The 26,382-nt window shown below is 64.5% G+C and carries 29 protein-coding genes; 13 read left to right on the forward strand and 16 right to left on the reverse strand.

Annotated features, from left to right (window positions below):
- The first annotated feature begins 91 nt into the window (after window positions 1–91).
- The 11 genes from ccmA to ACL9RJ_RS27850 all read left to right on the forward strand — a co-directional run bounded on the left by ccmA (window position 92) and on the right by ACL9RJ_RS27850 (window position 8,286).
- Window positions 92–763: a cytochrome c biogenesis heme-transporting ATPase CcmA gene (gene ccmA / locus ACL9RJ_RS27800; RefSeq protein WP_167331617.1), complete on the forward strand. Its 672-nt coding sequence runs from the start codon at window positions 92–94 to the stop codon at window positions 761–763.
- Window positions 760–1,428 (forward strand): heme exporter protein CcmB, encoded by a 669-nt coding sequence (ccmB, locus tag ACL9RJ_RS27805; protein ID WP_177117861.1) that lies wholly within the window; start codon window positions 760–762, stop codon window positions 1,426–1,428. Before ccmA ends, ccmB begins: the two co-directional genes overlap by 4 nt.
- 45 nt (window positions 1,429–1,473) lie before the next feature.
- Window positions 1,474–2,232 (forward strand): heme ABC transporter permease, encoded by a 759-nt coding sequence (locus ACL9RJ_RS27810; RefSeq protein ID WP_177088484.1) that lies wholly within the window; start codon window positions 1,474–1,476, stop codon window positions 2,230–2,232.
- Window positions 2,229–2,405 carry a heme exporter protein CcmD gene (ccmD, locus tag ACL9RJ_RS27815; protein WP_017124394.1) on the forward strand — a complete coding sequence of 59 codons (177 nt, stop codon included), beginning with the start codon at window positions 2,229–2,231 and terminating at the stop codon, window positions 2,403–2,405. Before ACL9RJ_RS27810 ends, ccmD begins: the two co-directional genes overlap by 4 nt.
- Complete coding sequence (gene ccmE, locus ACL9RJ_RS27820; protein ID WP_177088482.1) at window positions 2,402–2,857, forward strand: cytochrome c maturation protein CcmE; 456 nt, start codon at window positions 2,402–2,404, stop codon at window positions 2,855–2,857. The genes ccmD and ccmE overlap by 4 nt, the downstream gene beginning before the upstream one ends.
- A gap of 18 nt (window positions 2,858–2,875) precedes the next feature.
- Window positions 2,876–4,849 (forward strand): heme lyase CcmF/NrfE family subunit, encoded by a 1,974-nt coding sequence (locus ACL9RJ_RS27825; protein ID WP_177088653.1) that lies wholly within the window; start codon window positions 2,876–2,878, stop codon window positions 4,847–4,849.
- Entirely contained in the window at window positions 4,846–5,382 is a 537-nt protein-coding gene (locus ACL9RJ_RS27830; RefSeq protein WP_177060452.1) for a DsbE family thiol:disulfide interchange protein, read from the forward strand. The genes ACL9RJ_RS27825 and ACL9RJ_RS27830 overlap by 4 nt, the downstream gene beginning before the upstream one ends.
- Window positions 5,379–5,849, forward strand: coding sequence for a cytochrome c-type biogenesis protein (locus ACL9RJ_RS27835; protein WP_178991514.1), 471 nt, complete (start codon window positions 5,379–5,381; stop codon window positions 5,847–5,849). The genes ACL9RJ_RS27830 and ACL9RJ_RS27835 overlap by 4 nt, the downstream gene beginning before the upstream one ends.
- A complete protein-coding gene (ccmI, locus tag ACL9RJ_RS27840; protein ID WP_177088478.1) occupies window positions 5,846–7,045 on the forward strand; it encodes a c-type cytochrome biogenesis protein CcmI in 1,200 nt (399 codons plus the stop codon). Before ACL9RJ_RS27835 ends, ccmI begins: the two co-directional genes overlap by 4 nt.
- A 10-nt stretch (window positions 7,046–7,055) precedes the next feature.
- Window positions 7,056–7,448, forward strand: coding sequence for a hypothetical protein (locus tag ACL9RJ_RS27845; protein WP_017124388.1), 393 nt, complete (start codon window positions 7,056–7,058; stop codon window positions 7,446–7,448).
- A 199-nt stretch (window positions 7,449–7,647) separates the two neighbouring features.
- Window positions 7,648–8,286 (forward strand): DUF5666 domain-containing protein, encoded by a 639-nt coding sequence (locus ACL9RJ_RS27850; protein WP_017124387.1) that lies wholly within the window; start codon window positions 7,648–7,650, stop codon window positions 8,284–8,286.
- An 83-nt stretch (window positions 8,287–8,369) separates the two neighbouring features.
- On the opposite strand, the gene ACL9RJ_RS27855 is transcribed toward ACL9RJ_RS27850, so the two are convergent.
- The 8 genes from ACL9RJ_RS27855 to gcl all read right to left on the reverse strand — a co-directional run bounded on the left by ACL9RJ_RS27855 (window position 8,370) and on the right by gcl (window position 17,863).
- Complete coding sequence (locus ACL9RJ_RS27855) at window positions 8,370–9,368, reverse strand: sulfate ABC transporter substrate-binding protein (RefSeq protein ID WP_017124386.1); 999 nt, start codon at window positions 9,366–9,368, stop codon at window positions 8,370–8,372.
- Between the two features lie 91 nt (window positions 9,369–9,459).
- The gene (locus ACL9RJ_RS27860; RefSeq protein ID WP_017124385.1) at window positions 9,460–10,284 is read right to left on the reverse strand and encodes an ion transporter; all 825 of its coding nucleotides are present in this window, start codon (window positions 10,282–10,284) and stop codon (window positions 9,460–9,462) included.
- Window positions 10,285–10,331: 47 nt separating this feature from the next.
- The gene (locus ACL9RJ_RS27865; protein ID WP_177064851.1) at window positions 10,332–11,204 is read right to left on the reverse strand and encodes an urea transporter; all 873 of its coding nucleotides are present in this window, start codon (window positions 11,202–11,204) and stop codon (window positions 10,332–10,334) included.
- 117 nt (window positions 11,205–11,321) lie between these two features.
- Window positions 11,322–12,737: a pyruvate kinase gene (pyk, locus tag ACL9RJ_RS27870; RefSeq protein WP_422765860.1), complete on the reverse strand. Its 1,416-nt coding sequence runs from the start codon at window positions 12,735–12,737 to the stop codon at window positions 11,322–11,324.
- Entirely contained in the window at window positions 12,727–14,022 is a 1,296-nt protein-coding gene (locus ACL9RJ_RS27875; RefSeq protein WP_422765861.1) for a glycerate kinase type-2 family protein, read from the reverse strand. Before ACL9RJ_RS27875 ends, pyk begins: the two co-directional genes overlap by 11 nt.
- A gap of 221 nt (window positions 14,023–14,243) precedes the next feature.
- Window positions 14,244–15,134 carry a 2-hydroxy-3-oxopropionate reductase gene (locus ACL9RJ_RS27880; protein ID WP_422765862.1) on the reverse strand — a complete coding sequence of 297 codons (891 nt, stop codon included), beginning with the start codon at window positions 15,132–15,134 and terminating at the stop codon, window positions 14,244–14,246.
- A 40-nt stretch (window positions 15,135–15,174) separates the two neighbouring features.
- Entirely contained in the window at window positions 15,175–15,957 is a 783-nt protein-coding gene (hyi, locus tag ACL9RJ_RS27885; protein WP_177107071.1) for a hydroxypyruvate isomerase, read from the reverse strand.
- A gap of 130 nt (window positions 15,958–16,087) precedes the next feature.
- Entirely contained in the window at window positions 16,088–17,863 is a 1,776-nt protein-coding gene (gene gcl / locus ACL9RJ_RS27890) for a glyoxylate carboligase (protein WP_042934617.1), read from the reverse strand.
- A 264-nt stretch (window positions 17,864–18,127) separates the two neighbouring features.
- On the opposite strand from gcl, the gene ACL9RJ_RS27895 reads away from it, so the two are divergent.
- Window positions 18,128–18,568, forward strand: coding sequence for a GlcG/HbpS family heme-binding protein (locus ACL9RJ_RS27895; protein ID WP_042934616.1), 441 nt, complete (start codon window positions 18,128–18,130; stop codon window positions 18,566–18,568).
- Window positions 18,569–18,590: 22 nt separating this feature from the next.
- Here the strand turns inward: ACL9RJ_RS27895 and ACL9RJ_RS27900 are convergent, their stop codons facing one another.
- A complete protein-coding gene (locus tag ACL9RJ_RS27900) occupies window positions 18,591–19,199 on the reverse strand; it encodes a TetR/AcrR family transcriptional regulator (protein WP_017124377.1) in 609 nt (202 codons plus the stop codon).
- Between the two features lie 128 nt (window positions 19,200–19,327).
- Between ACL9RJ_RS27900 and ACL9RJ_RS27905 the strand changes: the two genes are divergently transcribed.
- Window positions 19,328–20,257 carry a DUF808 domain-containing protein gene (locus tag ACL9RJ_RS27905; RefSeq protein WP_042934615.1) on the forward strand — a complete coding sequence of 310 codons (930 nt, stop codon included), beginning with the start codon at window positions 19,328–19,330 and terminating at the stop codon, window positions 20,255–20,257.
- Between the two features lie 7 nt (window positions 20,258–20,264).
- Here ACL9RJ_RS27905 and ACL9RJ_RS27910 read toward each other — a convergent pair whose 3' ends face one another.
- The 7 genes from ACL9RJ_RS27910 to ACL9RJ_RS27940 all read right to left on the reverse strand — a co-directional run.
- Complete coding sequence (locus ACL9RJ_RS27910; RefSeq protein ID WP_017124375.1) at window positions 20,265–21,194, reverse strand: EamA family transporter; 930 nt, start codon at window positions 21,192–21,194, stop codon at window positions 20,265–20,267.
- Window positions 21,195–21,260: 66 nt separating this feature from the next.
- A complete protein-coding gene (locus ACL9RJ_RS27915; protein ID WP_017124374.1) occupies window positions 21,261–22,541 on the reverse strand; it encodes a TRAP transporter large permease in 1,281 nt (426 codons plus the stop codon).
- Window positions 22,542–23,069 (reverse strand): TRAP transporter small permease, encoded by a 528-nt coding sequence (locus tag ACL9RJ_RS27920; protein ID WP_103032909.1) that lies wholly within the window; start codon window positions 23,067–23,069, stop codon window positions 22,542–22,544.
- A 74-nt stretch (window positions 23,070–23,143) separates the two neighbouring features.
- Entirely contained in the window at window positions 23,144–24,115 is a 972-nt protein-coding gene (locus ACL9RJ_RS27925) for a TRAP transporter substrate-binding protein (protein WP_017124373.1), read from the reverse strand.
- Between the two features lie 81 nt (window positions 24,116–24,196).
- Window positions 24,197–25,084 (reverse strand): glucurono-1,5-lactonase, encoded by an 888-nt coding sequence (locus tag ACL9RJ_RS27930; RefSeq protein WP_422765863.1) that lies wholly within the window; start codon window positions 25,082–25,084, stop codon window positions 24,197–24,199.
- Window positions 25,085–25,120: 36 nt separating this feature from the next.
- The gene (locus tag ACL9RJ_RS27935) at window positions 25,121–25,945 is read right to left on the reverse strand and encodes an NAD-dependent epimerase/dehydratase family protein (protein ID WP_177088450.1); all 825 of its coding nucleotides are present in this window, start codon (window positions 25,943–25,945) and stop codon (window positions 25,121–25,123) included.
- Window positions 25,946–26,154: 209 nt separating this feature from the next.
- The coding region (locus ACL9RJ_RS27940; protein ID WP_422765864.1) for an OprD family outer membrane porin at window positions 26,155–26,382 on the reverse strand (228 nt) is incomplete at its 5' end.

Below are 26,382 nucleotides of genomic sequence, written 5' to 3' on the forward strand. Positions count from 1 at the left end.
GAAAGTGTGTCCAAAATATCGCATAAATTGACACAGCTCTGTGGATAGAGCCGCAAAAGCATTTATTCTGCCTCACGTTAACGGCCGCGCCATGGCCGACTTGAGAACCGCAAAAGGCCTCGATCATTTGACCAGCCCTCTTCTAGAAGCCGTAGCGCTCGCCTGTGAGCGTGACTGGCGGATGCTCTTCGAGAACCTCGAATTGCGCCTGAGCCCCGGCGACATGTTGCAGATCAGCGGCCCCAACGGCAGCGGCAAGACCAGCCTGTTGCGCCTGCTGGCCGGGTTGATGCAGCCGACTGCCGGCGAGATCCGTCTCAATGGCGAACCGCTGCACGGCCATCACGGCGAGCTGGCGCGCACGCTGCTGTGGATCGGCCATGCCGCCGGCATCAAGGATCTGCTGAGCGCCGAGGAAAACCTCAGCTGGCTCTGTGCGCTGCACCAGCCGGCCGGACGCGAGGCGATCTGGCAGGCGCTGGCGGCCGTCGGCCTGCGCGGTTTCGAGGATGTGCCCTGCCATACCTTGTCGGCCGGCCAGCAGCGCCGTGTGGCCCTGGCCCGGCTGTACCTGGACAGTCCGCCGCTGTGGATCCTCGATGAACCCTTCACGGCCCTGGACAAGCAGGGCGTGGCGCAGCTCGAAGAACATCTCGCCGCCCACTGCGAACGCGGTGGCATGATCGTGCTGACCACCCATCACAGCCTGACCCGCGTGCCGGCCGGCTACCGCGACCTCGATCTCGGACGGTGGGCCGTATGAGCGTCTTCGGGCTGTTGTTCGCCCGCGAAGCGCGGCTGCTGTTCCGGCGTCCGGCGGAACTGGCCAACCCGCTGGTGTTCTTTGCCATCGTGATCGCGTTGTTCCCGCTGGCGGTCGGTCCCGAGACTAAACTGTTGCAAACCTTGTCTCCGGGGCTGGTCTGGGTCGCGGCGCTTTTGTCCGTCCTGCTCTCGCTGGACGGGCTTTTCCGCAGTGATTTCGAAGACGGTTCCCTCGAGCAGTGGGTCCTTTCGTCGCACCCCCTGGCCCTTCTGGTTTTGGCCAAGGTACTGGCACACTGGGTGTTTTCCGGCCTGGCCCTGGTGCTGCTGGCGCCGTTGCTGGCGCTGATGCTCGGCCTGCCGAGCGCCTGCCTGCCGGTGCTGCTGCTGTCACTGTTATTGGGGACACCGGTGCTGAGCCTGCTCGGCGCCGTGGGTGCGGCACTGACCGTGGGGCTCAAGCGTGGTGGCCTGCTGCTGGCGTTGCTGATCCTGCCGTTGTATATCCCGGTGCTGATACTCGGCAGCGGGGCCTTGCAGGCCGCGTTGCAGGGCATGCCGGCAACGGGTTACCTGCTCTGGCTTGGCAGCCTGGCCGCCCTGGCGGTAACCCTGACACCTTTTGCAATAGCGGCTGGCCTGAAGATCAGCGTCGGCGAATAATGAGGTCTGGTCGATTTCTGACCAGCAAAGACCCTTGGATGTACCGTGATGAACTGGACTTGGTTTCATAAGCTGGGCTCGCCCAAATGGTTCTATGGCATCAGCGGGCGCCTGTTGCCCTGGCTGAGCATCGCCGCCGTGCTGCTGATCGGCGTCGGCGTGGTCTGGGGCCTGGCCTTCGCGCCACCGGACTACCAGCAAGGCAACAGCTTTCGCATCATCTACATCCACGTGCCGGCCGCGATGCTGGCCCAGTCTTGCTATGTGCTGCTGGCGGTCTGTGGTGTGGTGGGGCTGGTGTGGAAGATGAAGCTGGCCGATGTCGCCCTGCAATGCGCGGCGCCCATCGGCGCCTGGATGACCGCCGTGGCGCTGCTCACCGGAGCCATCTGGGGCAAGCCGACCTGGGGCGCATGGTGGGTCTGGGACGCACGCCTGACCTCGATGCTGATCCTGCTGTTCCTCTATTTCGGCCTGATCGCCCTGGGCAATGCCATCACCAACCGCGACAGTGCGGCCAAGGCCTGTGCGGTGCTGGCGATTGTCGGCGTGATCAATATCCCGATCATCAAGTATTCGGTGGAGTGGTGGAACACCCTGCACCAGGGCGCGACCTTCAGCCTCACCGAGAAACCGGCGATGCCCGTCGAGATGTGGATGCCGCTGCTGCTGACCGTGCTGGGCTTCTACTGCTTCTTCGGAGCCGTGGTGCTGCTGCGCATGCGCCTCGAAGTGCTCAAGCGCGAGGCCCGGGCCAGTTGGGTCAGGGCTGAAGTGTTGAACGAGCTGGAGGCGGCCCGATGAGTTTTGCTTCATTCGGCGATTTTCTCGCCATGGGCCATCATGGCCTGTATGTCTGGTCGGCCTATGGCATCTGCCTCGCGGTACTGGTCCTGAACGTCGTGGCGCCGCTGCTGGCCCGCCGGCGTTACCTGCAACAAGAGGCGCGACGTCTGCGCCGGGAGAATGCCAAGTGAACCCGCTGCGCAAGAAGCGTCTGATCATCATCCTGGCGATCCTGGTCGGGGTCGGCGCTGCCGTCGGCCTGGCCTTGAGCGCGTTGCAGGAGAACATCAACCTGTTCTACACCCCGACCCAGATCGCCAATGGCGAAGCACCCCGGGACACGCGGATCCGTGCCGGTGGCATGGTCGAGAAGGGCTCGCTGGTACGTTCCGGCGACTCCCTGGACGTGAAATTCGTGGTCACCGATTTCAACAAGTCCGTGACCATCACCTACCGCGGGATCCTCCCGGACCTGTTCCGCGAAGGGCAGGGTATCGTCGCACTGGGCAAGCTGAACGCCGACGGCGTGGTGGTCGCCGATGAAGTCCTGGCCAAGCACGACGAGAAGTACATGCCGCCGGAAGTGACCAAGGCGCTCAAAGACAGCGGCCAGTCCGCACCTGTTCCCGCCAAGGAGGGTTGATCGATGATTTCGGGGCTTCTGATACCTGAGCTGGGCCACCTGGCCATGATCCTCGCGCTGTGCTTTGCCGTCGTGCAAGCCGTCGTCCCCCTGCTTGGCGCCTGGCGCGGCGATCGCCTGTGGATGAGCCTCGCGCAGCCCGCGGCCTGGGGGCAGTTCGCCTTCCTCGCCTTCGCTTTCGGCGCCCTGACCTACGCCTTCATGACCGATGACTTTTCCGTCGGTTATGTCGCCAACAACTCCAACAGCGCGTTGCCCTGGTACTTCAAGTTCAGTGCCGTGTGGGGTGCCCACGAAGGTTCGCTGCTGCTCTGGGCGCTGATCCTCGGCGGCTGGACCTTCGCCGTGTCGGTGTTCTCCCGGCAGTTGCCGCAAGTGATGCTGGCCCGGGTGCTGGCGGTGATGGGCATGATCAGCACCGGCTTCCTGCTGTTCCTGATCCTCACGTCCAACCCGTTCTCGCGCATCCTGCCGCAGATCCCGGCGGACGGGCGCGACCTCAACCCGTTGCTGCAGGACATCGGCCTGATCGTCCATCCGCCGATGCTCTACATGGGTTATGTCGGTTTCTCCGTGGCCTTCGCCTTCGCCATCGCCGCGCTGCTCGGTGGTCGGCTCGACGCGGCCTGGGCGCGCTGGTCGCGGCCATGGACCATTGTCGCCTGGGCATTCCTCGGCATCGGTATCACCCTCGGCTCCTGGTGGGCCTACTACGAGCTCGGCTGGGGCGGCTGGTGGTTCTGGGACCCGGTGGAAAACGCCTCGTTCATGCCCTGGCTGGTAGGCACGGCGCTGATCCATTCCCTGGCGGTCACGGAAAAGCGCGGGGTGTTCAAGAGCTGGACCGTCCTGCTCGCCATCGCCGCGTTCTCCCTCAGCCTGCTCGGGACCTTCCTCGTGCGTTCGGGCGTGCTGACCTCGGTGCATGCGTTCGCATCCGATCCGGCACGCGGCGTGTTCATCCTGATCTTCCTGCTGTTCGTGGTCGGCGGTTCGCTGACCTTGTTCGCCCTGCGGGCGCCGGTGGTGAAAAGCCATGTCGGCTTCAACCTGTGGTCCCGCGAAACCCTGCTGCTGGGCAACAACCTGGTGCTGGTGGTGGCCGCGTCGATGATCCTCCTGGGTACCCTGTATCCGCTGGTGCTCGATGCCCTGAGCGGGGCCAAGCTGTCGGTCGGCCCGCCGTACTTCAATGCACTGTTCATCCCGCTGATGGCGCTGTTGATGGTAGTGATGGCAGTCGGCGTGCTGGTGCGCTGGAAAGACACCCCGGTGAAATGGCTGGTAGGCATGCTGACCCCGGTCCTGCTGGGCAGCGTGGCCCTGGCCGTGGTCGCGGGCGTGGTCTACGGCGACTTCAACTGGGCGGTGCTGGCGACCTTCCTGCTGGCGGCCTGGGTGTTGCTGGCGGGTGTGCGCGACATTCTCGACAAGACCCGCCACAAAGGCCTGGTCAAGGGCCTGCCGGGCCTGACCCGCAGCTACTGGGGCATGCAGCTGGCGCACCTGGGGATCGCGGTCTGCGCCTTGGGCGTGGTGCTGTCGAGCCAGGAGAGCGCCGAACGCGACTTGCGCCTGGCGCCGGGCGAGTCCATGGAACTGGCCGGTTATCACTTTCTCTTCGAAGGGGCGAAGCATTTCGAGGGGCCGAACTTCACCTCGGACAAAGGCACTATCCGGGTCATCGACAACGGCAAGGAAATCGCCGTGCTGCATCCGGAGAAACGTCTCTACACCGTGCAGCAATCGATGATGACCGAAGCCGGGATCGACGCCGGTTTCACCCGTGACCTCTATGTCGCCCTCGGCGAACCGCTGGGCGATGGCGCCTGGGCGGTACGGGTGCACGTCAAGCCGTTTGTCCGCTGGATCTGGTTCGGCGGCCTGCTGACCGGCCTCGGTGGTTTGCTGGCAGCGCTGGACCGGCGTTATCGGGTCAAGGTCAAGAGCCGTGTGCGGGAAGCACTGGGCATGAGTGGAGCGACTGCATGAAGCGTTGGATAATGGTAGTGCCGCTGGCGCTGTTCCTGGTGGTGGCGGTGTTTCTGTATCGGGGCCTGTACCTGGACCCGGCCGAGTTGCCCTCGGCCATGATCGGCAAGCCGTTCCCGGCGTTTTCCCTGCCCAATGTGCAGGGCGACAAGACCCTGACCCAGCTCGACCTGCATGGCAAGCCGGCGCTGGTCAACGTCTGGGGGACCTGGTGCATTTCCTGCCGGGTCGAGCACCCGGTCCTGAACAAACTGGCCCAGCAGGGCGTGCAGATCTACGGCGTGAACTACAAGGATGACAACGCCGAGGCACTGAAATGGCTGAAGGATTTCCACAATCCGTACCAGCTGGATATTCGCGACGAGCAGGGCACCCTGGGCCTGGACCTGGGTGTGTATGGCGCGCCGGAAACCTTCTTCATCGATGCCAAGGGTGTGATTCGCCACAAGTATGTCGGGGTGATCGACGAAGTGGTCTGGCGCGAACAACTGGCGGCGGTCTACCAGTCGCTGGTGGACGAGGCCCGGCCATGAAGCGCTGGTTGGCCGCCATTGCCCTGGGCCTGGCCCTGACCGGCGTGGCCCACGCCGCCATCGATACCTACGAGTTCGCCAACGATGCCGAGCGCGAGCGTTTCCGTGACCTGACCAAGGAACTGCGCTGCCCCAAGTGCCAGAACCAGGACATCGCCGACTCCAACGCGCCGATTGCCGCCGACCTGCGCCGGGAGATCTTCCGCATGCTCGGCGAGGGCAAGGACAATCAGCAGATCATCGATTTCATGGTCGATCGTTATGGTGACTTCGTCCGCTACAAGCCGGCCCTGACCGGCAAGACCGCGTTGCTCTGGTTCGGTCCCGCCGGGCTGCTGCTGGGCGGCCTGGTCGTGATCGCCGTGATCGTCCGTCGCCGCCGCGCCCAGCGCAGCGAAGCCCCGGACGCGCTTTCCGCCGAGGAGCGCGAGCGCCTCGACCACCTGCTGGATAAAAACCACGAATGATTGATTTCTGGCTCGCTACAGGTCTGTTGTTACTGATCGCCCTGAGTTTCCTGCTGATCCCGGTATTGCGTGATCGCCGCGCCCAGCGGGAAGAAGATCGCACCGCGCTGAACGTGGCGCTGTACCAGGAGCGCGTGGCTGAGCTGCAGGCTCAGCAGGAGGAGGGCGTACTGACGGCACAGCAGATGGACACTGGCCGTGCCGAGGCCGCCCGCGAATTGCTGGCCGATACCGAGGGCGTGGCGCCGGCGCGGGTTTCGCGCCTGGGCAAGCCGTTGCCGCTGCTGGCGGCGGTGCTGGTGCCGGTGCTCGGGCTGGCGCTGTACCTGCATTTCGGCGCCAGCGACAAAGTCGAACTGACCCGCGAATTCGCCCAGGCACCGCAGTCCATGGAAGACATGACCCGGCGCCTGGAACGGGCGGTCGCGGCCCAGCCGGACTCCGCCGAGGGGCTGTACTTCCTCGGTCGCGCCTATATGGCCCAGGATCGCGCGGGTGAGGCGGCGAAGATCTTCGAACGCACGGTCAGGCTTGCCGGTCGCCAGCCCGAGCTGCTGGGGCAGTGGGCGCAGGCGCAGTACTTCGCCGATGGCAAGCAATGGTCGCCGCAGGTCCAGGCGCTGACCGACGAAGCCCTCAAGGCCGACCCGAAGGAAGTCACCAGCCTGGGCCTGCTCGGCATTGCCGCGTTCGAAGGCCAGCGTTACCAGGAGGCCATCGACTACTGGAAACGCCTGCTGGCCCAACTGCCACCCGAAGATCAGTCCCGCGCCGCGTTGCAGGGCGGCATCGACCGCGCCAGCGAAAAACTGGTGCAAGGTGGTGGCAAGGTCGCCGAAGCCGTCGTTGCCAGGACCGCTGTGCTGAAGGTGCGGGTAGATCTGGCCGCGGACCTGAAAGCCAAGGTCCAGCCGGGCGACAGCGTCTTTGTCTTCGCCCGTGCGACCCAGGGGCCGCCGGCGCCGTTGGCGGCCAAGCGGCTGACGGTTGCCGACCTGCCGGCCACGGTCGAACTGGGCGATGCGGACGCGATGATGCCGCAATTGAAACTGTCGAACTTTCCTGAAGTCCAACTGGTTGCACGGATTTCCCGCGCCGGCCAGCCGACGGCGGGCGAGTGGATCGGGCGCAGCCAGCCGTTGGCCAGCAGCACCGCCGCGCAACAGAACCTGACCATCGACAGCCCGGACAAATAGAGAATTCGCCATGACCGCCATCGCCCGCCTCACCCTGTTAACGCTGGTCCTGGGGTTGAGCGCTTGTGCGGTCCATCGGCCACCACCGAGCGGCCCGACGATCCCGCCTTCCGGCCCGACCACCCAACCCTATCCGCCGGCGACGCCGGGCAAGCCGATCCCACCGGCCAAGCCACGCCCCAGCACCTCGGCGACCTTCGCCCCGCCACCGGGTGGCCGCAGCCACTGGGATGGGCAGATGGGCGTCTACGTACTCGACAGCCAGCCCAACACCTTCTACCGCCAGCGCACCTACTACCGCTGGGACAACGGCTGGAGCCGCTCCATCAGCCCCAACGGACCGTGGGAAGAAACCGATGTCCACGGCGTGCCGCCGGGGTTGAGCAAGCAGTTCGGGCAGTGACAGGACACAGTGGCTGATCCTGGCGAGCGTGGCCGGCTTGTCGGCGGATCGGCCCGGGCCATGTCCGCAAACATATCCCCTGGCGAGGAAGTCGAACCCGAGGCGGTGATATTTCATCCCCGAGCCTGCTGATCGGCGCTATAACGGTCTTGTTGAGTCTGCAACCGTTGATGCCCCTACCCAAGGAACCTGAATTCCCATGAAATCGATTTTCGGCAAGTCGGCCCGCCGCAGTGCGTTGGCCTCGGCGATGAGCCTGGCGGTATTGATGTCTGTCGGCGTGGCGCAGGCCGCCGACGCCCCGGCCCAGAGGGTCGCGGTACGCGGCGAGATCACTGCGGTCGAGGCCGATGCGCTCAAGGTGCATACCCTCGCCAACGAAGATGTCACGGTCGCCCTGACCAAGGATACCCAGGTGCGCGGCGTGACGCTGGCGAAGCTGGCGGATATCAAGCCCGGCAGTTACATCGGCACGGCGGCGATGCCCGGTCCGGATGGCACGCTGACGGCGATGGAAGTGCATGTCTTCCCGCCGGAGCTGGCCGGTACGGGTGACGGTCACCGGCCATTCGACCTGGCACAGGGCAGCACTATGACCAATGGTCGCGTGGGTGAGTTGAAGGTCGCCAATGGGCGGACCCTGACCCTCAGCTACAAGGGCGGCGAGAAGAAGGTGGTGGTGCCGGACGATGTGCCGGTGGTCAACCTGGTGCCGGGGGATCGCAGCCTGCTCAAGCCCGGTGTGAAGGTGGTGTTGTTTGCCCAGCAAGGGGCGGACGGCAAGCTGACGGCGGCAGGGATTTCGGCGGGGGAGAACGGGGTCAAGCCACCGATGTAGGGGGGCCTGTTCGATTGCCTTCGCGGGCAAGCCCGCTCCCACAGGGATACCGTGGGAGTGGGCCTTGCTGCCCGGTTTGAACGTTATTTGCCGTTGTAGATCTGGTCGAACACGCCACCGTCATTGAAGTGGGTCTTCTGCACGGTGCGCCAGTCGCCAAAGGTCTTTTCCACCGAGAGGAAGTCGACTTTCGGGAAACGGTCGGTGAACTTGGCCAGCACCGCCGGATCGCGCGGACGCAGGTAGTTGTTGGCGGCGATTTCCTGGCCTTCCGGCGACCACAGGTACTTCAAGTACTCCTCGGCCGCTGCGCGGGTGCCTTTCTTGTCGACCACCTTGTCGACCACGCTCACCGGTGGCTCGGCTTCGGCGGAGACGCTCGGGTAGATCACTTCGAACTGGTCACGACCGAACTCGCGGGCAATCATTTCCGCTTCGTTCTCGAAGGTCACCAGCACATCGCCGATCTGGTTGGTCATGAAGGTGGTGGTGGCGGCGCGGCCACCGGTATCGAGCACTGGCGCCTGCTTGAACAGCTTGGCGACAAAGTCCTTGGCCTTGTTTTCATCACCGCCGTTCTTCAGCACATAACCCCAGGCCGACAGGTAGGTGTAGCGGCCATTACCCGAGGTCTTCGGGTTCGGCACGATGACCTGCACGCCGTCCTTGAGCAGGTCCGGCCAGTCCTTCAGCGCCTTCGGGTTGCCCTTGCGCACGATAAACACAGTGGCCGAAGTGAACGGCGCGCTGTTGTTCGGCAGGCGGGTGACCCAGTTGTCCGGTACCAGCTTGCCGTTGTCCACCAGGGCGTTGATGTCGGTGGCCATGTTCATGGTGATCACGTCCGCCGGCAGGCCGTCGATAACCGAACGCGCCTGTTTGCTGGAACCGCCGAAGGACATCTGCAGGGTGATGTTCTCGTTGTGCTCGGCCTGCCAGTGTTTCTGGAAGGCGGTGTTGTAGTCCTTGTAGAAGTCGCGCATGACGTCATAGGACACGTTCAGCAGGGTCGGGGCGGCCTGGGCCACGCTGCCGAAGGCCAGGCCGGCGGCCAGGAGTGAGGCGCCAAAGAGTTTTTTCACTGCGCATTCCTTGTTCGAGTAGAGAGAGGGCATTTTGCCAGCGACTATAACGGCGCTGGCATAGTCATTTAAAGATTAAAAAGTACTGTGCTTATTCCATTTTTCGGAAAAGGGCATTGCCACACCGGGAGCAGAAAGAGGCTTCGGGTTCGTGGCTGTTCTTCCGGCACACCGGGCAATCGTGCTTGAGCTGTTCGCCGCGCAGGGTGCTGGCCAGCTCGGCGGTGAAAATCCCGGTGGGCACGGCGATGATCGAGTAACCGGTGATCATCACCAGGGCCGAGATCACCTGGCCCAGGGCTGTCTTGGGCACGATGTCGCCGTAGCCGACCGTGGTCAGGGTGACGATAGCCCAATAGATGCTTTTCGGAATGCTGGTGAAGCCATGTTCCGGGCCTTCGATCACGTACATCAGGGTGCCGAACACGGTCACCAGGGTGCAGACGCCGAGCAGGAATACCAGGATCTTCTGCTTGCTGCCACGCAGGGCATCGAGCAGGTAATGGGCCTGCTTCAGGTAGGGGCTGAGCTTGAGTACCCGGAAGATCCGCAGCATCCGGATGATCCGGATGATCAGCAGGTACTGGGCGTCGCTGTAGTAGATCGCCAGGATGCCCGGGACGATCGCCAGCAGGTCCACCAGCCCGTAGAAACTGAAGGCGTAGCGCAAGGGGCGTGGCGAGCAATAGAGGCGCGCCAGGTATTCGATCGCGAAGATCAGGGTGAAGCCCCATTCGATATAGGCCAGGGCATCGGCGAAGTTCTGGTGGACGCTTTCGATGCTGTCGAGGATCACCACCACCAGGCTGGCGAGGATGATCAGCAGGAGGATTTTGTCGAAGCGCCTGCCGGCGACGGTATCGGTTTGGAAAACCATGACATAGAGCCGTTGGCGCCAGTCGTTGCTGCTGTTCATGAGGTGCTGCCCGAACGGTAAATGTGGGAAGCGTGGGGGAATCGCGGTCAATGCGCAAGCCGGGCCGGGAGCAGCACCCGTGCGCCGGCCCGGGCCAGCCAGCAGGCCAGGACAAAGGGGGCGGTCAGCGGTGCCAGGCCCAGGGGGCCGAAGCCCGCGGCCAGGAGGATCGCCAGGGCGACGCCGGCCAGCGTCAGCCAGGGTTGCCGGGGTTGCGCACTCAAGGCCAGGGCGGCGAGGGCGGCGTTGTAGCCGCCCAGTCCCGATAGCGCCGGAGAAGGTTCGGTACAAAGGCTGAATGCCAGTCCCGTGCAACTGCCGAGCAGGGCCCAGAGGGCAGCCTGCCGATTGGCCAGCAACAGGCCGGTCATGATCAGCGCGCCGGCCAGTGGCTCGGCGAGGAACATGATCTGGCCGAAGCCGTTGAGTGTCGCGCGTGGCAGGTCGGACAGTTGCGGTTCGAATGCGGGTACGCCGATCGTCGGCAGGGGCGTGGCGAAGGCCAGCAGCGCCCAGCCAAGCAGAACGAAAGGTGCGGTGTAGGCGGGTAGGCGCTCGCCGACGCAGGCCAGCCAATGCCGGACCAGGATCGCACTCAGGCCGCTGGCGGCGACGATCAGCAGTGGCAGCAATGCCGACCAGGGCCATTGCAGGCTGATCAGCAAACCGAGCAGTACGCCGTTGTAGCTGTAGAGGCCGGCCTGGCGCTCGGCCTTCGGATAACCACGGCGCTGGGCCGTGAGCAGGCCGGCGAGCCCGCCCAGCAACGCACCGCCCAGCAGGCTCGGGGCGCCGACCAGGATCGCCAGCAGGCAGCACAGGCCACAGAGCGGGTGACGCTGGAGGACGATCTGGCTGAAGCCGTTGAGCAGGGCGGTGGCCCAGTCGGGACAGTGCGGGTTGAAGGGGTTCGATTGCATGGTGGCGGGTCAGGGAATCTTTTTGTGGCAGGGAGATTCTCTTCGTGGGCAAGCCCACTCCCACAGTTCAGCCCTTGCAGGAGTGGGCTTGCCCACGAAAAGGCCGGTGCAGGCACCTCAGATCAAGGTTTCGATCTGCAGCGAGTTGGTCGAGCCGGGCTGTCCGAAGGGCACGCCCGCGGTGATCAGCAAGGTGTCGCCACGCTCCGCCATGCCCTGGGCCTGGGCAATCTCCAGGGCCGTCGAACAGACTTCATCCACTTGTCGCAAGCGGTCGTTGACCACCGAATGCACACCCCAGGTCAGGCTCAGGCGGCGGGCGGTCTGCACATTCGGCGTGAGGTTGAGGATCGGTGCCGCCGGCCGTTCCCGCGCCGCTCGCAGGCTGGAGGCGCCGGACTCGCTGTAGTTGACCAGCACGGCCACCGGCAGGATGCGGCTGATACGGCGGATCGCACAGCTGATGGCATCCGAGACCGTCGCCTCCGCCTGCGGCCGGCTGACATCCAGTTGGGTCTGGTAATCCGGCCCGCTTTCCACCTGGCGGATGATCTTGCTCATCATCTGCACGGCCTCCAGCGGGTAGTCGCCGGAAGCGGTTTCGGCCGAGAGCATCACCGCATCGGCACCTTCGGCCACGGCATTGGCGACATCGGTCACTTCCGCGCGGGTCGGGGCCGGGGAGAAGCGCATCGACTCCAGCATCTGCGTCGCCACCACCACCGGTTTGCCCAGTTGGCGGCAGGTGCCGATGATGTCCTTCTGGATCTGCGGCACGCTTTCGGCCGGCACCTCGACGCCGAGGTCGCCGCGGGCAACCATGATCGCGTCGCTCAGTTCGGCGATTTCCCGCAGGCGTTCGACCGCCGACGGTTTCTCGATCTTGGCCATCAGGAAGGCGCGGTCGCCGATCAGCTCGCGGGCCTCGCGGATATCTTCCGGACGCTGCACGAAGGACAGGGCCACCCAGTCCACGCCCAGTTCCAGGCCGAAGCTCAGGTCCTGGCGATCCTTGGGCGTCAACGGGCTCAGTTCCAGCAGGGCCTGCGGGACATTGACGCCCTTGCGGTCGGACAACTCGCCGCCATTGAGCACCGTGGTGTCGATGGCATCACGGTGCTTGCCGGTGACCCGCAGGCGCAGCTTGCCATCGTCCAGCAGCAGGTCCATGCCCGGTTCCAGTGCGGCGATGATTTCCGGGTGCGGCAGGTTGACCCGGCATTGATCGCCGGGCGTGCTGTCGAGGTCCAGGCGCAGGGCCTGGCCACGGACCAGTTGCACCTTGCCTTCGGCAAAGCGGCCGACCCGCAGCTTCGGGCCCTGCAGGTCCATCAGGATGCCCAGCGGGTAATTGAGCTGGCGCTCGACGCTGCGGATCCACGCGAAGCGCCGGGCATGATCGGCATGCTCGCCATGGCTGAAGTTGAGGCGAAAGATATTCACCCCGGCTTCCACCAGTTCGCGGATATCGTCGATGCCACGGGTGGCGGGACCGAGGGTGGCGAGGATTTTGACTTTCTTGTCAGGCGTCATGTTCGGGGCTCTCATGGGCGGCGCTGTCGAGAATCAGGATGGCGCGGAAGTCGTTGACATTGGTCCGGGTCGGTTCGGTGACGATCAGCGCGTCCAGGGCGGCGAAGTAGCCGTAGCCATTGTTGTTGTCCAGTTCGTCGCCGGCGCTCAGGCCCAGGGCCTGGGCGCGGCTGTAGCTCTGGGGTGTCATCAGGGCGCCGGCGTTGTCTTCGGAACCGTCGATACCGTCGGTGTCGCCGGCCAGGGCGTAGACCCCGGGAAGGCCCTTGAGGCTGTCGGTCAGGCTCAGCAGGAATTCCGCATTGCGCCCGCCACGGCCATTGCCGCGCACGGTGACGGTGGTTTCACCGCCCGAGAGAATCACGCAGGGGGCCGCCAGCGGCTGGCCGTGCTGGACGATCTGCCGGGCAATCCCGGCATGGACTTTCGCCACCTCCCGGGATTCGCCTTCCAGGTCGCCGAGGATCAGTGGGCTGAAGCCGGCCTGACGGGCTTTTACCGCGGCCGCTTCGAGGGATTGCTGGGGACGGGCGATCAACTGGAAATGGCTGCGGGACAGGCACGGATCGCCGGGCTTGACGGTTTCCGACTCGGCACTCTGCAACCAGTTGCGCACCGCTGCCGGAACCTCGATGGCATGGCGCCTGAGGATCGCCAGGGCATCGGCCGAGGTGCTGGGGTCGCCGACGGTCGGGCCCGAGGCGATCACCGTGGCCTCGTCGCCCGGGACATCGGAAATCGCATAGGTGTAGACACTGGCCGGCCAGCAGGCCTTGGCCAGGCGGCCGCCCTTGATGGCGGAGAGGTGCTTGCGTACGCAGTTCATCTCGCCGATGGTCGCGCCGGACTTGAGCAGGGCCTTGTTGATCGACTGCTTGTCCGCCAGGCTGATGCCGGGCGCCGGCAGTGCCAGCAGGGCCGAGCCGCCACCGGAGAGCAGGAAGATCACCCGGTCGTTTTCGTCGAGGTCGCTGACCCGTTCCAGGACACGCCTGGCGACGGCGAGACCGGCGGCGTCGGGCACCGGGTGAGCGGCTTCGACCACTTCGATTTTCTCGCAAGGGGCGCCGTGGCCGTAGCGGGTGACGACCAGGCCGGAAATTTCCCCTTGCCAGCAGCGCTCCACCACCTGGGCCATGGCCGCGGCGGCCTTGCCGGCGCCGATGACGATGACGCGACCGCTACGGTCCTTGGGCAGGCAGGGTTCGAGTACCTGTTGCGGGTGGGCGGCGTCGATGGCCGTGGCGAACAACTGACGCAGGAATGCTTGCGGATCGACCGACATGGCGGGCTCCCGGATTTATTGTTATGGGTGCAGAGATTGTTCCCCGGCTCTGCGTGGGAACGCCTCACTGGACGCACCGCGTTGATCGTTCCCACGCTCCGCGTGGGAATGCCTCACTGGACGCTCCGCGTCCGCTTCAAAAGCTTCGCGGGCAAGCCCGCTCCCACAGCGTCACCGGCTGCATTTCTTTGCCGCGCGTGGGAACGATCTCCAGGGCGCGCTTATTTGTCGTGGATCGAGAAGTTGGCCATATGCTCCAGGCCCCTGATCAGCGCCGAGTGGTCCCAGTTGTTGCCGCCGATGGCCGCGCAGGTGCTGAAGACCTGCTGGGCATTGGCGGTGTTGGGCAGATTGATGTTCAACTCGCGGGCCCCGGCCAGGGCCAGGTTCAGGTCCTTCTGGTGCAGGCTGATGCGGAAGCCCGGATCGAAAGTGCCCTTGATCATGCGCTCGCCGTGGACTTCGAGGATTTTCGACGAGGCAAAGCCGCCCATCAGCGCCTCACGCACCTTGGCCGGATCGGCGCCGTTCTTCGCGGCGAACAACAGCGCCTCGGCCACCGCCTGGATATTCAGGGCGACGATGATCTGGTTCGCCACCTTGGCGGTCTGGCCGTCGCCATTGGCGCCGACCAGGGTGATGTTCTTGCCCATGCTCTGGAACAGCGGCAGGGCGCGGGCGAAGGCCTGGCTGTCGCCGCCGATCATGATGCTCAGGGTCGCGGCCTTGGCCCCGACTTCACCGCCGGACACCGGCGCATCGAGGTATTGCGCGCCCTTTTCATTGATCCTGGCGGCGAAGGCCTTGGTGGCGGTGGGGGAGATCGAACTCATGTCGATGACGATCTTGCCCGGGCCGACCCCGGCGGCGATGCCATCGGCGCGGAACAGCACGTCTTCGACCTGCGGGGTGTCCGGCACCATGACGATGATGAACTCGGCTTCCTGGGCGACTTCCTTCGGGTTCGCCAGGGCCACGGCGCCAGCGGCGACGAGGTCGGCCGGAGCGGCGTCGTGATGCTGGGACAGGAACAGGCTGTGACCCGCTTTCTGCAGGTTCGAAGCCATGGGGTGGCCCATGATGCCGGTGCCGATAAAACCGATTTTAGCCATGAGAAAATCCTCTTGTCGTACTTGTCATAGGGGGATGCGTTCAGATCGCGTTATGGGTTTTCAACCAGCCGAGCCCGGCCTCGGTGGTGGTCAGCGGCTTGTACTCGCAGCCGACCCAGCCCTGGTAGCCGATGCGGTCCAGGTGTTCGAACAGGAAGCGGTAGTTGATCTCGCCGGTGCCCGGTTCGTTGCGGCCGGGGTTGTCGGCGAGTTGCACATGATTGATTTCGCCGAGGTGATTGCTCAGGGTCCGGGCCAGGTCGCCCTCCATCACCTGCATGTGGTAGATGTCGTATTGCAGGAACAGATTGGCGCTGGCGACCTGCTCGCGAATCGACAGGGCCTGGGCCGTGGTGTTCAGGTAGAAACCGGGAATGTCGCGGGTGTTGATCGCCTCCATCACCAGCTTGATGCCCACGGCCTGGAGCTTGTCGGCGGCGTATCGGAGGTTGGCGACCAGGGTCTTTTCCAGGAAGGCCTCATCGAAACCCTGCGGGCGAATCCCGGCCAGGCAATTGATCTGGGTGTTGCCCAGGACCTGGGCATAGGCGATGGCCAGGTCGACCCCGCCACGGAATTCGTCGACTCGGTCCGGGTGGCAGGCGATCCCGCGCTCGCCCTTGGCCCAGTCACCGGCCGGCAGGTTGAACAGCACCTGGGTCAGGCCGTGGGCATCGAGTTGCGCCTTGATCTCGGCGGAGCTGAAGTCGTAGGGGAACAGGTATTCCACGCCACTGAAGCCGGCATCGGCAGCGGCCTTGAAGCGGGCGAGGAAGTCCTGTTCGGTGAACAGCATGGAAAGGTTGGCGGCAAAACGCGGCATGGTGGTCTCCTGTGGAACGGTTTGCGTTGATCCCGTGGGAGCGGGCCGGGCCCGGGCGGCATTCCGACGAAGCTTTTGGCCGCCTCGATGCCTTCTTCGCGAGCAGGCCCGCTCCCACAATCAAGGTCGGTCAGTCGAGCAGCGCGATGGCGGTCGGCGCATCGTTGCCGACCAGCGCGAGGTCTTCGAACTCGTTGACGGCGTTGATCTCGGTGCCCATGGAAATATTGGTCACGCGCTCGAGGATGATCTCGACGATCACCGGCACCCGGAACTCCTCGATCAACTCCTGGGCCTTGCGCAACGCCGGCTGGATCTGGCCCGGCTCGAACACGCGCAGGGCCTTGCAACCCAGGCCTTCGGCGACGGCCACATGGTCGACGCCGTAGCCGTTGAGTTCCGGGGCATTGAGGTTGTCGAAGGACAGCTGCACGCAATAGTCCATGTCGAAGCCGCGCTGGGCCTGGCGGATCAACCCCAGATAGGAGTTGTTCACCACGACGTGGATATACGGCAGCTTGAACTGCGCGCCGACCGCCAGTTCCTCGATCATGAACTGGAAGTCGTAGTCACCGGACAACGCCACGACCTTGCGCTCGGGATCGGCCTTGACCACGCCCAGGGCCGCCGGGATGGTCCAGCCCAGGGGGCCGGCCTGGCCGCAATTGATCCAGTGGCGTGGCTTGTAGACGTGGAGGAACTGCGCGCCGGCAATCTGCGACAGGCCGATGGTGCTGACGTAGCAGGTGTCCTTGCCGAACACCTGGTTCATCTCTTCATACACACGCTGGGGCTTGACCGGCACATTGTCGAAGTGGGTCTTGCGTTGCAGGCTGGCCTTGCGCTGCTGGCAATCGCGTAACCAGGCGCTGCGATTCTTCAGCTTGCCGGCGGCCTGCCATTCGCGGGCGACCTCGATAAAGACCGTCAGTGCCGAGGCCGCGTCGGAAACGATGCCCAGGTCAGGGGTGAACACGCGGCCGATCTGGGTCGGCTCGATGTCGACGTGGATGAACTTGCGACCTTCGGTGTAGACCTCCACCGAACCGGTATGGCGGTTGGCCCAGCGGTTGCCGATGCCCAGCACCAGGTCGGACTTGAGCAGGGTGGCGTTGCCATAGCGGTGGGAGGTCTGCAGCCCGACCATGCCGACCATCAGCGGATGATCGTCGGGCAGCGTGCCCCAGCCCATCAGGGTCGGGATCACCGGGATGCCGGTCAGCTCGGCGAACTCCACCAGCAGTTCGCTGGCGTCGGCATTGATGATACCGCCACCGGCCACCAGCAACGGGCGCTCGGCCTGGTCGAGCAGGGCCAGGGCCTTTTCCACCTGGATACGGGTGGCACCGGGCTTGGCCAGCGGCAGTGGTTGGTAGGCGTCGATATCGAACTCGATTTCCGCCATCTGCACGTCGAACGGCAGGTCGATCAGTACCGGGCCGGGCCGCCCGGAACGCATTTCATGAAAGGCTTTCTGGAACGCGTAGGGCACCTGGCCCGGTTCCAGGACAGTGGTCGCCCACTTGGTCACCGGCTTGACGATGCTGGTGATGTCCACGGCCTGGAAGTCTTCCTTGTGCAGGCGCGCCCGGGGAGCCTGGCCGGTGATGCAGAGGATCGGGATCGAGTCGGCGCTGGCGCTGTACAGGCCGGTGACCATATCGGTGCCGGCGGGCCCTGAAGTGCCGATGCACACGCCGATATTGCCCGCCCTCGTCCGGGTGTAGCCCTCGGCCATGTGCGAGGCACCTTCGACATGACGAGCAAGGACGTGATCGATGCCGCCGACTTTTTGCAGCGCACTGTACAGAGGGTTGATCGCGGCACCGGGAATGCCAAAGGCGGTATCGACCCCTTCGCGGCGCATCACCAGGACGGCGGCTTCGATTGCTCTCATTTTGCTCATTATTTTGTGCCTCTTACGTTTTGTAATTGTATACAAGTGGCTTTGCGTCGAGTGTATTCACGGCGAACGGCGCAGGTCAATCCATTTTCTCAAACGGCTACTGCGTTCGTCGGGAACCCGTGAAATTGAGGTTTTGACGATGTTTAGCGTCTTTTGCAAAATTATTGTATACAAAAATATTTATTATTGTGCTCTATTTGTTGGGTCGAATGACGCTTGCGGCGAGCGTCAAAGGCTTCCCAACACAGCATGAGGACGGCACCCATGAGCGCTTTAACCTTGAAAGTCGCAGTCAGCCTGGCCGGCCAGGCGATTGCGGCGGGACGGACGATTTCCGCGGCCCCGCTGGCCATTGCGGTACTGGATGGTGGCGGGCATCTGGTGACCTTGCAGCGCGAGGACGGTGCCAGCCTGCTGCGGCCGCAGATCGCCATCGGCAAGGCCTGGGGCGCGATTGCCCTGGGCAAGGGCTCGCGCCTGCTGGCGCTGGATGCGCAGCAACGGCCGGCGTTTATCGCGGCGTTGAACAGCCTGGGGCAGGGCAGCGTGGTGCCGGCACCGGGTGGGGTGCTGATCCGCGATCAGGCCGGGCAGGTGCTCGGCGCCCTCGGGATCAGTGGCGATACGTCGGATATCGACGAGCAGTGCGCGATCAGTGCGATCGAGGCGTTGGGGCTGACGGCGGATGCCGGGGTGTCAGCCTGACCGGGGTTGCCGGGGCTGGCAATTATCGATCGGGTTCGCAGCCCTTGAGCACCAGGCGCACGATGGTCTGTGCCGCCGCCTCGTAGTCGCTGTCGTCGAGCCTGGCCTTGCCGGTGATCGAGGAGATCTGCCAGTCGAAGTCGGCATAGGTCTGGGTCGCGGCCCAGATGGTGAACATCAGGTGGTTGGGGTCTATGGGGGCGATCTGTCCCCGGTCGATCCAGCTCTGGATGCACTCGATATTGTGCCGGGCCTGGGCGTTGAGCTGTTCCACCTGCTCGGGACTCAGGTGCGGCGCGCCGTGCATGATTTCGCTGGCGAAGACCTTGGAGGCCGCCGGTAGGTCGCGGGAGATGCGGATCTTCGAGCGGATATAGCCGGCCAGCACTTCACCGGGCACGCCTTCGGGGTTGAACGGCGTCGACGCCTGCAGGATCGGCTCGATAATGCTTTCCAGGACCTCGCGGTAAAGGTTGTCCTTGGATTTGAAGTAGTAGTAGACATTGGGCTTGGGCAGGCCGGCCCTGGCCGCGATGTCGCTGGTCTTGGTGGCAGCGAAACCCTTGTCGGCGAACTCTTCACTGGCTGCGCGCAGAATCAGTTCTTTGTTGCGTTCGCGGATGGTGCTCATAAACCAGGGTTTTCCTTGCCTGTCCGGGCGGTTGGGCATGGTAGCACCGGGCTTGCGCGAGTCTCAAGATTGCCCTCCGGGACGCCCGACGGCACACTGTGCAACGCAATTTTCCCGAGGAATGCACCATGGCAGGAAGCAGTTTGCTGGTCTTGATCGACGATATCGCGGTGGTACTGGATGACGTCGCGCTGATGACCAAGATGGCGGCCAAGAAAACCGCCGGGGTCCTCGGTGACGACCTGGCGCTCAATGCCCAGCAGGTCTCCGGGGTGCGCGCCGAGCGTGAGTTGCCGGTGGTCTGGGCGGTGGCCAAGGGATCGTTTCGCAACAAGCTGATCCTGGTCCCGGCGGCCCTGGCGATCAGTGCGCTGGCCCCCTGGCTGGTGACGCCGTTGTTGATGCTGGGCGGTGCCTACCTGTGTTTCGAAGGCTTCGAAAAGCTCGCGCATAAATTCCTCCACAGCCAGGCCGAGGACGAGGCCGGGCATGTCCGGCTGGTGCAGGCGATCGGCGATCCGGCGACCGACCTGGTGGCCTTCGAGCGGGACAAGATCAAGGGCGCGGTGCGCACCGACTTCATTCTCTCGGCGGAGATCATCGCCATTACCCTCGGCACGGTGGCCGACGCGCCGCTGATGCAGCAGGTAGTGGTGCTGTCGGGCATCGCCATCGTGATGACGGTCGGCGTGTATGGCCTGGTGGGCGGTATCGTCAAGCTCGATGACGGCGGCCTGTACCTGAGTCGCAAGGCCGGCGAGGGTGCTTGGGCCTCTTTGCAGCGCAGTCTCGGGCGTGGCGTGCTGAGTGCCGCGCCGTACCTGATGAAGAGCCTGTCGGTGATCGGCACGGCGGCGATGTTCCTGGTCGGCGGCGGGATTCTCACCCATGGCGTACCGGCGCTGCATCACTGGATCGAGGGTGTGGCTGCGGCGACCGGCGGCTTCGCGGTGGTGGTGCCGACGCTGCTCAATGCGGTAGTGGGGATTGTCGCCGGGGCGGTGGTGCTGGCCCTGGTGACGCTGGTCACCAGGCTTTGGCGCGCAACCCGCGGCTGACAGGGAATCAGGCCGGCTTGCGCGAGGTCAGCAGGACGATCCCGCCGACCACGATCAAGCCGCCGATGACTTGCCCGCGACTCAGCAACTGGTCGAGGATCAGCCAGCCGAACAGCAGGCTGGCGATCGGTTCGACGTTCATCACCGGCGCATTGCGCACAATGTCCAGGCGGCTCACGCAGATGAACAGCAAGGAAAACGCCAGGCCGTAGAGCAGCACCAGGCAGCCCAGCGCCAACCAGCCGGTCGGCGCGCCCGGCAGGCTGATGCCACCGGGCAGCAGTTCGCTCAGGCCCAGCAGTGCGGTGACGCAGAACACCACCAGCAAGGTCAGCAGGCTGCGCACGCTGCCACGCACCTGGGACAGCTTGTGCTCGGTTATCCACAGGGCGCAGGCAAAGACACTGGCGGCGGCAAAGCCGAACAGTATCCCTTCCAGCCATTGTGCTTCGCCGCTGTCCTGGCTGGACAGGCGCTGCGGCACGTCCAGGGCGAACACCAGGCCGATCAGGATCATGCCCATCAACAGCATCGCCTGCCGGGTCGGCGCACGTCCGCCGAGCGCCCAGTTCAGCAGTACCAGCAGGATCGGCGCGGTATTGCCCACCAGCAACGCCAGGGCCACGGGAATCCGCGCCACGGCCGAATAGACACAAAAGCTTTGCGCGGCGATCAGCACCCCCATCAGCAATTGCCAGCGCCAGGTCCCGGCCTTGAGCTTCAGGGTTTCCCGCTGCCAGAACACCAGCCCGGCGAGCACCAGCAAGGTCACGCCGGAACGGCAGAGAATCGCCAGCAACAGGCCGGTGTCGTGGTCGAAGGCGATCCGCGCGGCGATGTGATTGCCGGCGAAGGCACAGGCGAGGGTGGCGAGAATCAGTACCGCGAGCGGGCGCGGCAGTGCGGTGGAGAGGGACTGCGTTGGGGAGGCGGACATGACAGGCGGTTTTCCTTGACCGGGATCGGGAGCCGCGGCGTGGCGGCTCCCGGGGGGAGGGGCGACTTACAGCACCAGGTGCGGCAGCCAGAGCGACAGCGCGGGGATATAGGTGACGGCCATCAGCACCAGGAACAGCACGCCGTAGAACGGCAGCAGCGCCTTGACGGTCTTCTCGATGCTGACCTTGCCCACCGCCGAGCCGACGAACAGCACCGCGCCCACCGGCGGCGTGATCAGGCCGATCCCCAGGTTCACCAGCATGATCATGCCGAACTGCACCGGATCGACGCCGATGCCGAGGACCACCGGCATCAGGATCGGCGTGAGGATCAGGATCAGCGGGGCCATGTCCATCACCGTGCCGAGCAACAGCAGCATGACGTTGATGCACATCAGGATCACATAGCGGTTGTCCGACAGGGTCAGGAACAGTGTGGTGATCTTCGCCGGGATCTGCATCAGGGTCATGATGTAGCCGAAGCTGGCGGCGAAGCCGATCAGGATCATCACGATGGAGATCGTGCGTACCGTGCGGTGCATCAGCTTGGGCAGCTCGCTCCACTTGTAGTCGCGGTAGATGAACATGGTCACGAAGAACGACCAGAGCACGGCGATCGCCGCCGACTCGGTGGCGGTGAAGATCCCCGAGATAATCCCGCCGAGGATGATCACCATGGCCATCAGGCCCCACAGGGCATCGGTGCAGATTTTCAGGGCCTGGCGCAGGGGAATGACTTCGCCCTTGGGGTAGCCGCGCTTTTTCGCGAAGATCAGGCACAGCACCATCAGGCAGGCGCTCATCAACAGGCCCGGGACCACCCCCGCCATGAACAGCGAGGCGATGGACACCGTGCCGCCGGCGGCCAGGGAGTAGAGCACCGAGTTGTGGCTGGGCGGTGTCAGCAAGGCCTGCACCGAACCGCTGACGGTGACGGCGGTGGAGAAATCGCGGGGATAGCCGCGGCGCTCCATTTCCGGGATCAGCACCGAACCGACCGAGGCGGTGTCGGCCACCGACGAGCCGGAAATCGCCCCGAAGAAGGTCGAGGCCATGATGTTCACCAGTGACAGGCCGCCGCGTACGAAGCCCACCAGGACTCCGGCGAATGCCACCAGGCGCCGTGACATGCCGCCCTCGGCCATGATCGCGCCGGCCAGGACAAAGAACGGAATCGCCATCAGCGAAAACTTGTTCACCCCGCCGGCGACCTGGATCATCAGGGCCTGGAACGGGATATCGATCCACCAGGCGCCGATCAGCGCGGCCAGGCCCAGGGCGTAGGCCACCGGCATGCCGATCAGGATCAGGAGGATAAAACTGCCCAACAGCATCAGCGCGTCCATTCAGGCAGCCCCTTCGTTTTCTTCGACCAGGTCGAAACGCACCACGCGGCGCTGGCTCTGGTCGCCCAGCAGGAGTTTTTCCAGCACGAAGATCAGCGTCAGGGCGCCGCCCACGGGAATCGGCATGTAGGTGATGCCGACCCGCAAGGTCGGCAGCGCGCTCATGAACTGGTTCCAGGTCGAGGCGCAGAGCTTGGCACCCCAGATCGTCATGAACAGGCAAATGGTCGCCATCAGCACCTGGGCGATGAGGGCGGCACCCGAGCGCATGGCCGGGCTCATGCGGTCGGTGAGCATGGCCACGGCCATGTGCGCGCCGGCACGGTAGCTGGCGGCGGCACCGATAAAGGTGAACACCATCATCAGCAGGATGGCGCTGGGCTCCGGCCAACTGGAGCCGGTGCCGAGGACGTAGCGGGCAAAAATGCCCCAGGGAATGATCAGGGAGATGGCGAGTATCGCCAGCCCCGCGACCCAGATGCAGGCCATGTAGACCCGGTCGTTGATCTGCAGCACAAGATTCTTCATCGGATGTCACCGTTACCCGCCGGCCCGGGCGCTGGGCGCCAGCCGGTCGGGCCTTCCATGGGGTGGGGAGGGGGTTACTCGACCGCTTCGATGCGGGTCATCAGCTCGGCGTAGGGCGCGCCGTACTTCTCGCGGATCGAGGCGGTGGCCTCATAGAAGGGTTTCTTGTCGACGACGATGAACTCGACGCCGGCGGCCTTGAGCTTCTCTTCGCTGCTGGCGGACTTGGCGTCCCACAGCGCGCGCTCTTCGAGTTGCGCCTGCTTGGCCACCTTGCGGACCAGGGCCTGTTGCTCGGGGGTGAGCTTTTCCCAAGTGGTCTTCGACATCACCACCGGCTCGGGCAGGATCAGGTGCCCGGTCAGGGCGTAGTACTTGGCGTTCTGGTAATGGTTGTGTTCGAGCATGGTCGGCGGGTTGTTTTCCGCGCCGTCGATCACTCCGGTCTGCAGGGCGCTGAAGATCTCGCCGGTGTCCATGGCGATGCCGTTGCCGCCCATGGCATTGATGGTTTCGATAAACAGCGGATTGCCCTGCACGCGGATCTTCATGCCCTTGAGGTCGGCGAGGCTGCGCACCGGCTTCTTGGTGTAGAGGTTGCGGGTGCCGCCATCCATCCAGGCCAGGGCGACCAGGTTGAATTCGGACTGGGTGATCTTGTCGAGGATCTCCTGGCCGATCTCGCCGTCGATGACCTTGCGCATATGGGCCTGGTCACGGAACACGAAGGGCATGTTGAACACGTTCACGTCCGGTACCACCGGCCCGACGATGCCGAGGCTGACCCGGGCCATCTGGACGGCACCGACCTGGGCCTGTTCCACCACCTCCTTTTCCGAACCGAGCACGCCGCCGGCGAACATCTTGAACGTCAGGCTGCCGTTGCTTTCCTTGACCAGGGCCTTGCCCATGTTTTCTTCGGCGACCACGGTCGGGTAGCCGGCCGGGTGGATGTCGGCGAACTTGATTTCCAGGGCATGGGCCAGGTGGCTGAAGCTGAAGGCGAGGGGGAGTGCGGCGATGAGAAGCTTGCGTTTGAAGTCCATGGGGTGATTCTCCGTCTTGTTGTTATTTTTTGGCTGCTTCGTTCAAAAGTGCTCGGTATCCACGCTCCCGGGCACAAGGCATCAGGCGTGGAAAAACGGTTCCTCCAGGCCCTGGACGCCCGGGCGCAGGGCAAACACGCCGCCGGCCAGGGGCTGGTCGTGCAGGTCGCCGACGGGGCGGATCGAGGTGATGAACAGGGTGCCCAGGTCGCTGCCGCCGAACGCGCACATGGCGGGTTTCTTCACCGGCACCGCCAGGGAACGGTCAAGGCGACCGTCAGGGGTGAACCGATGGATCAGGCCTTCGTCGTTGCCGCAGATCCAGTAGCAGCCATCGACGTCCATGGCGGCGCCATCGGGTCGGCCGGGGTACTGGTTCATGTCGACGAGCAGCCTGCGGTTATGCGGCGTGCCGCTGTCGGTGTCGTAGTCGAAGGCCCAGATGCGCTGCACGCTCGGATGGGAATCGGACAGGTACAGGGTCTTGCCGTCAGGACTGAAGGCCAGGCCGTTGGGCACGATCAGGTTGTCCAGGCTGGCCTGGAGCGGTTGCTGTTGCCCGGCGTCGTAGCGATACAGGGCGCCGACCGCTCGGCCCTGGCTCATGTCCAGGAGCATGGTGCCGGCCCAGAAACGCCCCTGGCGGTCGCAACGGCCATCGTTGAAACGCATGCCGGGGCTGGCATGCCGGACCGGCGCCAGCAACCGGCTGTGCAGGCCGTTGTCGACATCGGCCTGCAGCCTGAACAGGCCGCTTTCCAGGCCGGCGATCCAGCTGCCGTCCTTGCAGCGGGCGATGCAGGCGAGCATTTCCGGGGTTTCCCAGCTGTGGGTCTGTCCGGTCCCGGCACTCCAGCGGTGCAGGCGACGGGCCGGGATATCGACCCAGTACAGCGCCTGTTCGCGCACGCTCCACACCGGGCTTTCGCCGGTGGCGTTGCGGGCGTCGAGAATCAATTCTGCGTCCATGGGCACTCCGTTCCCTGAAGAGGATGGTTCGTCGGCTCAGTCGCCGAAAGGACCCGCGGCGACAAAGGCACCGCCCTGGTAGACCATGGCCGGATCGTCCGCCGCCGGGGCCGGCTGGGCCTCGACCTTGGCGCGGAACGGCTCGGAGCTGTCCTGTGGCTGGTAGCCGAGGTGCGCGGCCAGATGGTTGTCCCACCAGACATAACGATTGTCGGAGACGCCGTAGACCACGGTGTGCCCGACATTGGGCGCATACAGGGCGCGTTCGAGCAGTTGCGTCAGGTCGTCGAAGCTCAACCAGCTGCTGAGCATCCGGCGGTTCTGCGGTTCCGGGAACGATGAACCGATGCGGATGCTGACGGTTTCGATGCCATAGCGGTCGAAGTAGAAGCTGGCCATGTCCTCGCCGTAGGACTTGGACAGTCCGTAGTAACTGTCCGGGCGCCGTGGCGCGTGGGCGTCGATGGTTTCGCTCTGCTTGTAGAAGCCGATCACATGGTTGGAACTGGCGAAGATCACCCGTTTGACGCCATGGCGACGGGCGGCTTCGTAGATATGGAAGACGCCGCAGATATTGGCCCCGAGGATTTCCTCGAAGGGGCGCTCCACCGAGACGCCGCCGAAATGCAGGATCGCGTCGACGCCTTCGACCAACTGGTGCACCGCCTGCTTGTCGGCGAGGTCGCAGGGCCGGACTTCCTCGCGGTCATCGATGGGCGCCGCCATCTGGGCGATATCCGACAGGCGCAGGACACGGGCATAGGGCCGCAGGCTTTCGCGCAGGACCTTGCCCAGGCCGCCGGCCGCACCGGTGAGCAGGAGACGATTGAAGGGCTGCGGGGTGGTTGTCGCTGAGGTCATGGCGTGGCCCTGGTCGAATGTTTGTTGTTATTTTTGTCGTCTGTTGTCGTACGACATTGAGTCTGGATTATCGTCAGCGCGAAACGGCTTTGTCAATGCGATGGACGCTTTGATCGGCGGCCACCACGGGCTGTAGATTTTTCAAAATGTTTCGAGCTGCATGATCGCTTCCCGGCGGAGCGCGGGAGCGATCAATCGGCAGCGATCGGCTACAACAACGAAATCGGGTAGCTGATAAACAGGCGGTTCTCGTCGAACTCGTTGGTGCTGAAGCTCTTGCGGATACTGGAGTTGCGCCAGCGCACGTTGAGGTCGCGGAAGGTGCCGCTCTGCACGGTATAGGCCAGCTCCGATTCGCGACCCCATTCCTTGCCGTCGGTCACCGTGCCGATGTGCACGTTGTCGCCGCTGATATAGCGGTTCATCAGGGTCAGCCC

The organism is Pseudomonas sp. Mn2068, from assembly GCF_049319725.1.
GTDB lineage: Bacteria > Pseudomonadota > Gammaproteobacteria > Pseudomonadales > Pseudomonadaceae > Aquipseudomonas > Aquipseudomonas gingeri.

Excerpts from the sequence above, each read along its gene's own strand:
- ccmA (WP_167331617.1), top strand. The coding sequence starts at position 92 with ATGGCCGACTTGAGAACCGCAAAAGGCCTCGATCATTTGACCAGCCCT.
- ccmB (WP_177117861.1), top strand. The coding sequence starts at position 760 with ATGAGCGTCTTCGGGCTGTTGTTCGCCCGCGAAGCGCGGCTGCTGTTC.
- ccmD (WP_017124394.1), top strand. The coding sequence starts at position 2,229 with ATGAGTTTTGCTTCATTCGGCGATTTTCTCGCCATGGGCCATCATGGC.
- ACL9RJ_RS27830 (WP_177060452.1), top strand. The coding sequence starts at position 4,846 with ATGAAGCGTTGGATAATGGTAGTGCCGCTGGCGCTGTTCCTGGTGGTG.
- ACL9RJ_RS27835 (WP_178991514.1), top strand. The coding sequence starts at position 5,379 with ATGAAGCGCTGGTTGGCCGCCATTGCCCTGGGCCTGGCCCTGACCGGC.
- ccmI (WP_177088478.1), top strand. The coding sequence starts at position 5,846 with ATGATTGATTTCTGGCTCGCTACAGGTCTGTTGTTACTGATCGCCCTG.
- ACL9RJ_RS27845 (WP_017124388.1), top strand. The coding sequence starts at position 7,056 with ATGACCGCCATCGCCCGCCTCACCCTGTTAACGCTGGTCCTGGGGTTG.
- ACL9RJ_RS27850 (WP_017124387.1), top strand. The coding sequence starts at position 7,648 with ATGAAATCGATTTTCGGCAAGTCGGCCCGCCGCAGTGCGTTGGCCTCG.
- ACL9RJ_RS27860 (WP_017124385.1), bottom strand. The coding sequence starts at position 10,284 with ATGAACAGCAGCAACGACTGGCGCCAACGGCTCTATGTCATGGTTTTC.
- ACL9RJ_RS27865 (WP_177064851.1), bottom strand. The coding sequence starts at position 11,204 with ATGCAATCGAACCCCTTCAACCCGCACTGTCCCGACTGGGCCACCGCC.
- pyk (WP_422765860.1), bottom strand. The coding sequence starts at position 12,737 with ATGACGCCTGACAAGAAAGTCAAAATCCTCGCCACCCTCGGTCCCGCC.
- ACL9RJ_RS27875 (WP_422765861.1), bottom strand. The coding sequence starts at position 14,022 with ATGTCGGTCGATCCGCAAGCATTCCTGCGTCAGTTGTTCGCCACGGCC.
- ACL9RJ_RS27880 (WP_422765862.1), bottom strand. The coding sequence starts at position 15,134 with ATGGCTAAAATCGGTTTTATCGGCACCGGCATCATGGGCCACCCCATG.
- hyi (WP_177107071.1), bottom strand. The coding sequence starts at position 15,957 with ATGCCGCGTTTTGCCGCCAACCTTTCCATGCTGTTCACCGAACAGGAC.
- gcl (WP_042934617.1), bottom strand. The coding sequence starts at position 17,863 with ATGAGCAAAATGAGAGCAATCGAAGCCGCCGTCCTGGTGATGCGCCGC.
- ACL9RJ_RS27895 (WP_042934616.1), top strand. The coding sequence starts at position 18,128 with ATGAGCGCTTTAACCTTGAAAGTCGCAGTCAGCCTGGCCGGCCAGGCG.
- ACL9RJ_RS27900 (WP_017124377.1), bottom strand. The coding sequence starts at position 19,199 with ATGAGCACCATCCGCGAACGCAACAAAGAACTGATTCTGCGCGCAGCC.
- ACL9RJ_RS27905 (WP_042934615.1), top strand. The coding sequence starts at position 19,328 with ATGGCAGGAAGCAGTTTGCTGGTCTTGATCGACGATATCGCGGTGGTA.
- ACL9RJ_RS27910 (WP_017124375.1), bottom strand. The coding sequence starts at position 21,194 with ATGTCCGCCTCCCCAACGCAGTCCCTCTCCACCGCACTGCCGCGCCCG.
- ACL9RJ_RS27915 (WP_017124374.1), bottom strand. The coding sequence starts at position 22,541 with ATGGACGCGCTGATGCTGTTGGGCAGTTTTATCCTCCTGATCCTGATC.
- ACL9RJ_RS27920 (WP_103032909.1), bottom strand. The coding sequence starts at position 23,069 with ATGAAGAATCTTGTGCTGCAGATCAACGACCGGGTCTACATGGCCTGC.
- ACL9RJ_RS27925 (WP_017124373.1), bottom strand. The coding sequence starts at position 24,115 with ATGGACTTCAAACGCAAGCTTCTCATCGCCGCACTCCCCCTCGCCTTC.
- ACL9RJ_RS27930 (WP_422765863.1), bottom strand. The coding sequence starts at position 25,084 with ATGGACGCAGAATTGATTCTCGACGCCCGCAACGCCACCGGCGAAAGC.
- ACL9RJ_RS27935 (WP_177088450.1), bottom strand. The coding sequence starts at position 25,945 with ATGACCTCAGCGACAACCACCCCGCAGCCCTTCAATCGTCTCCTGCTC.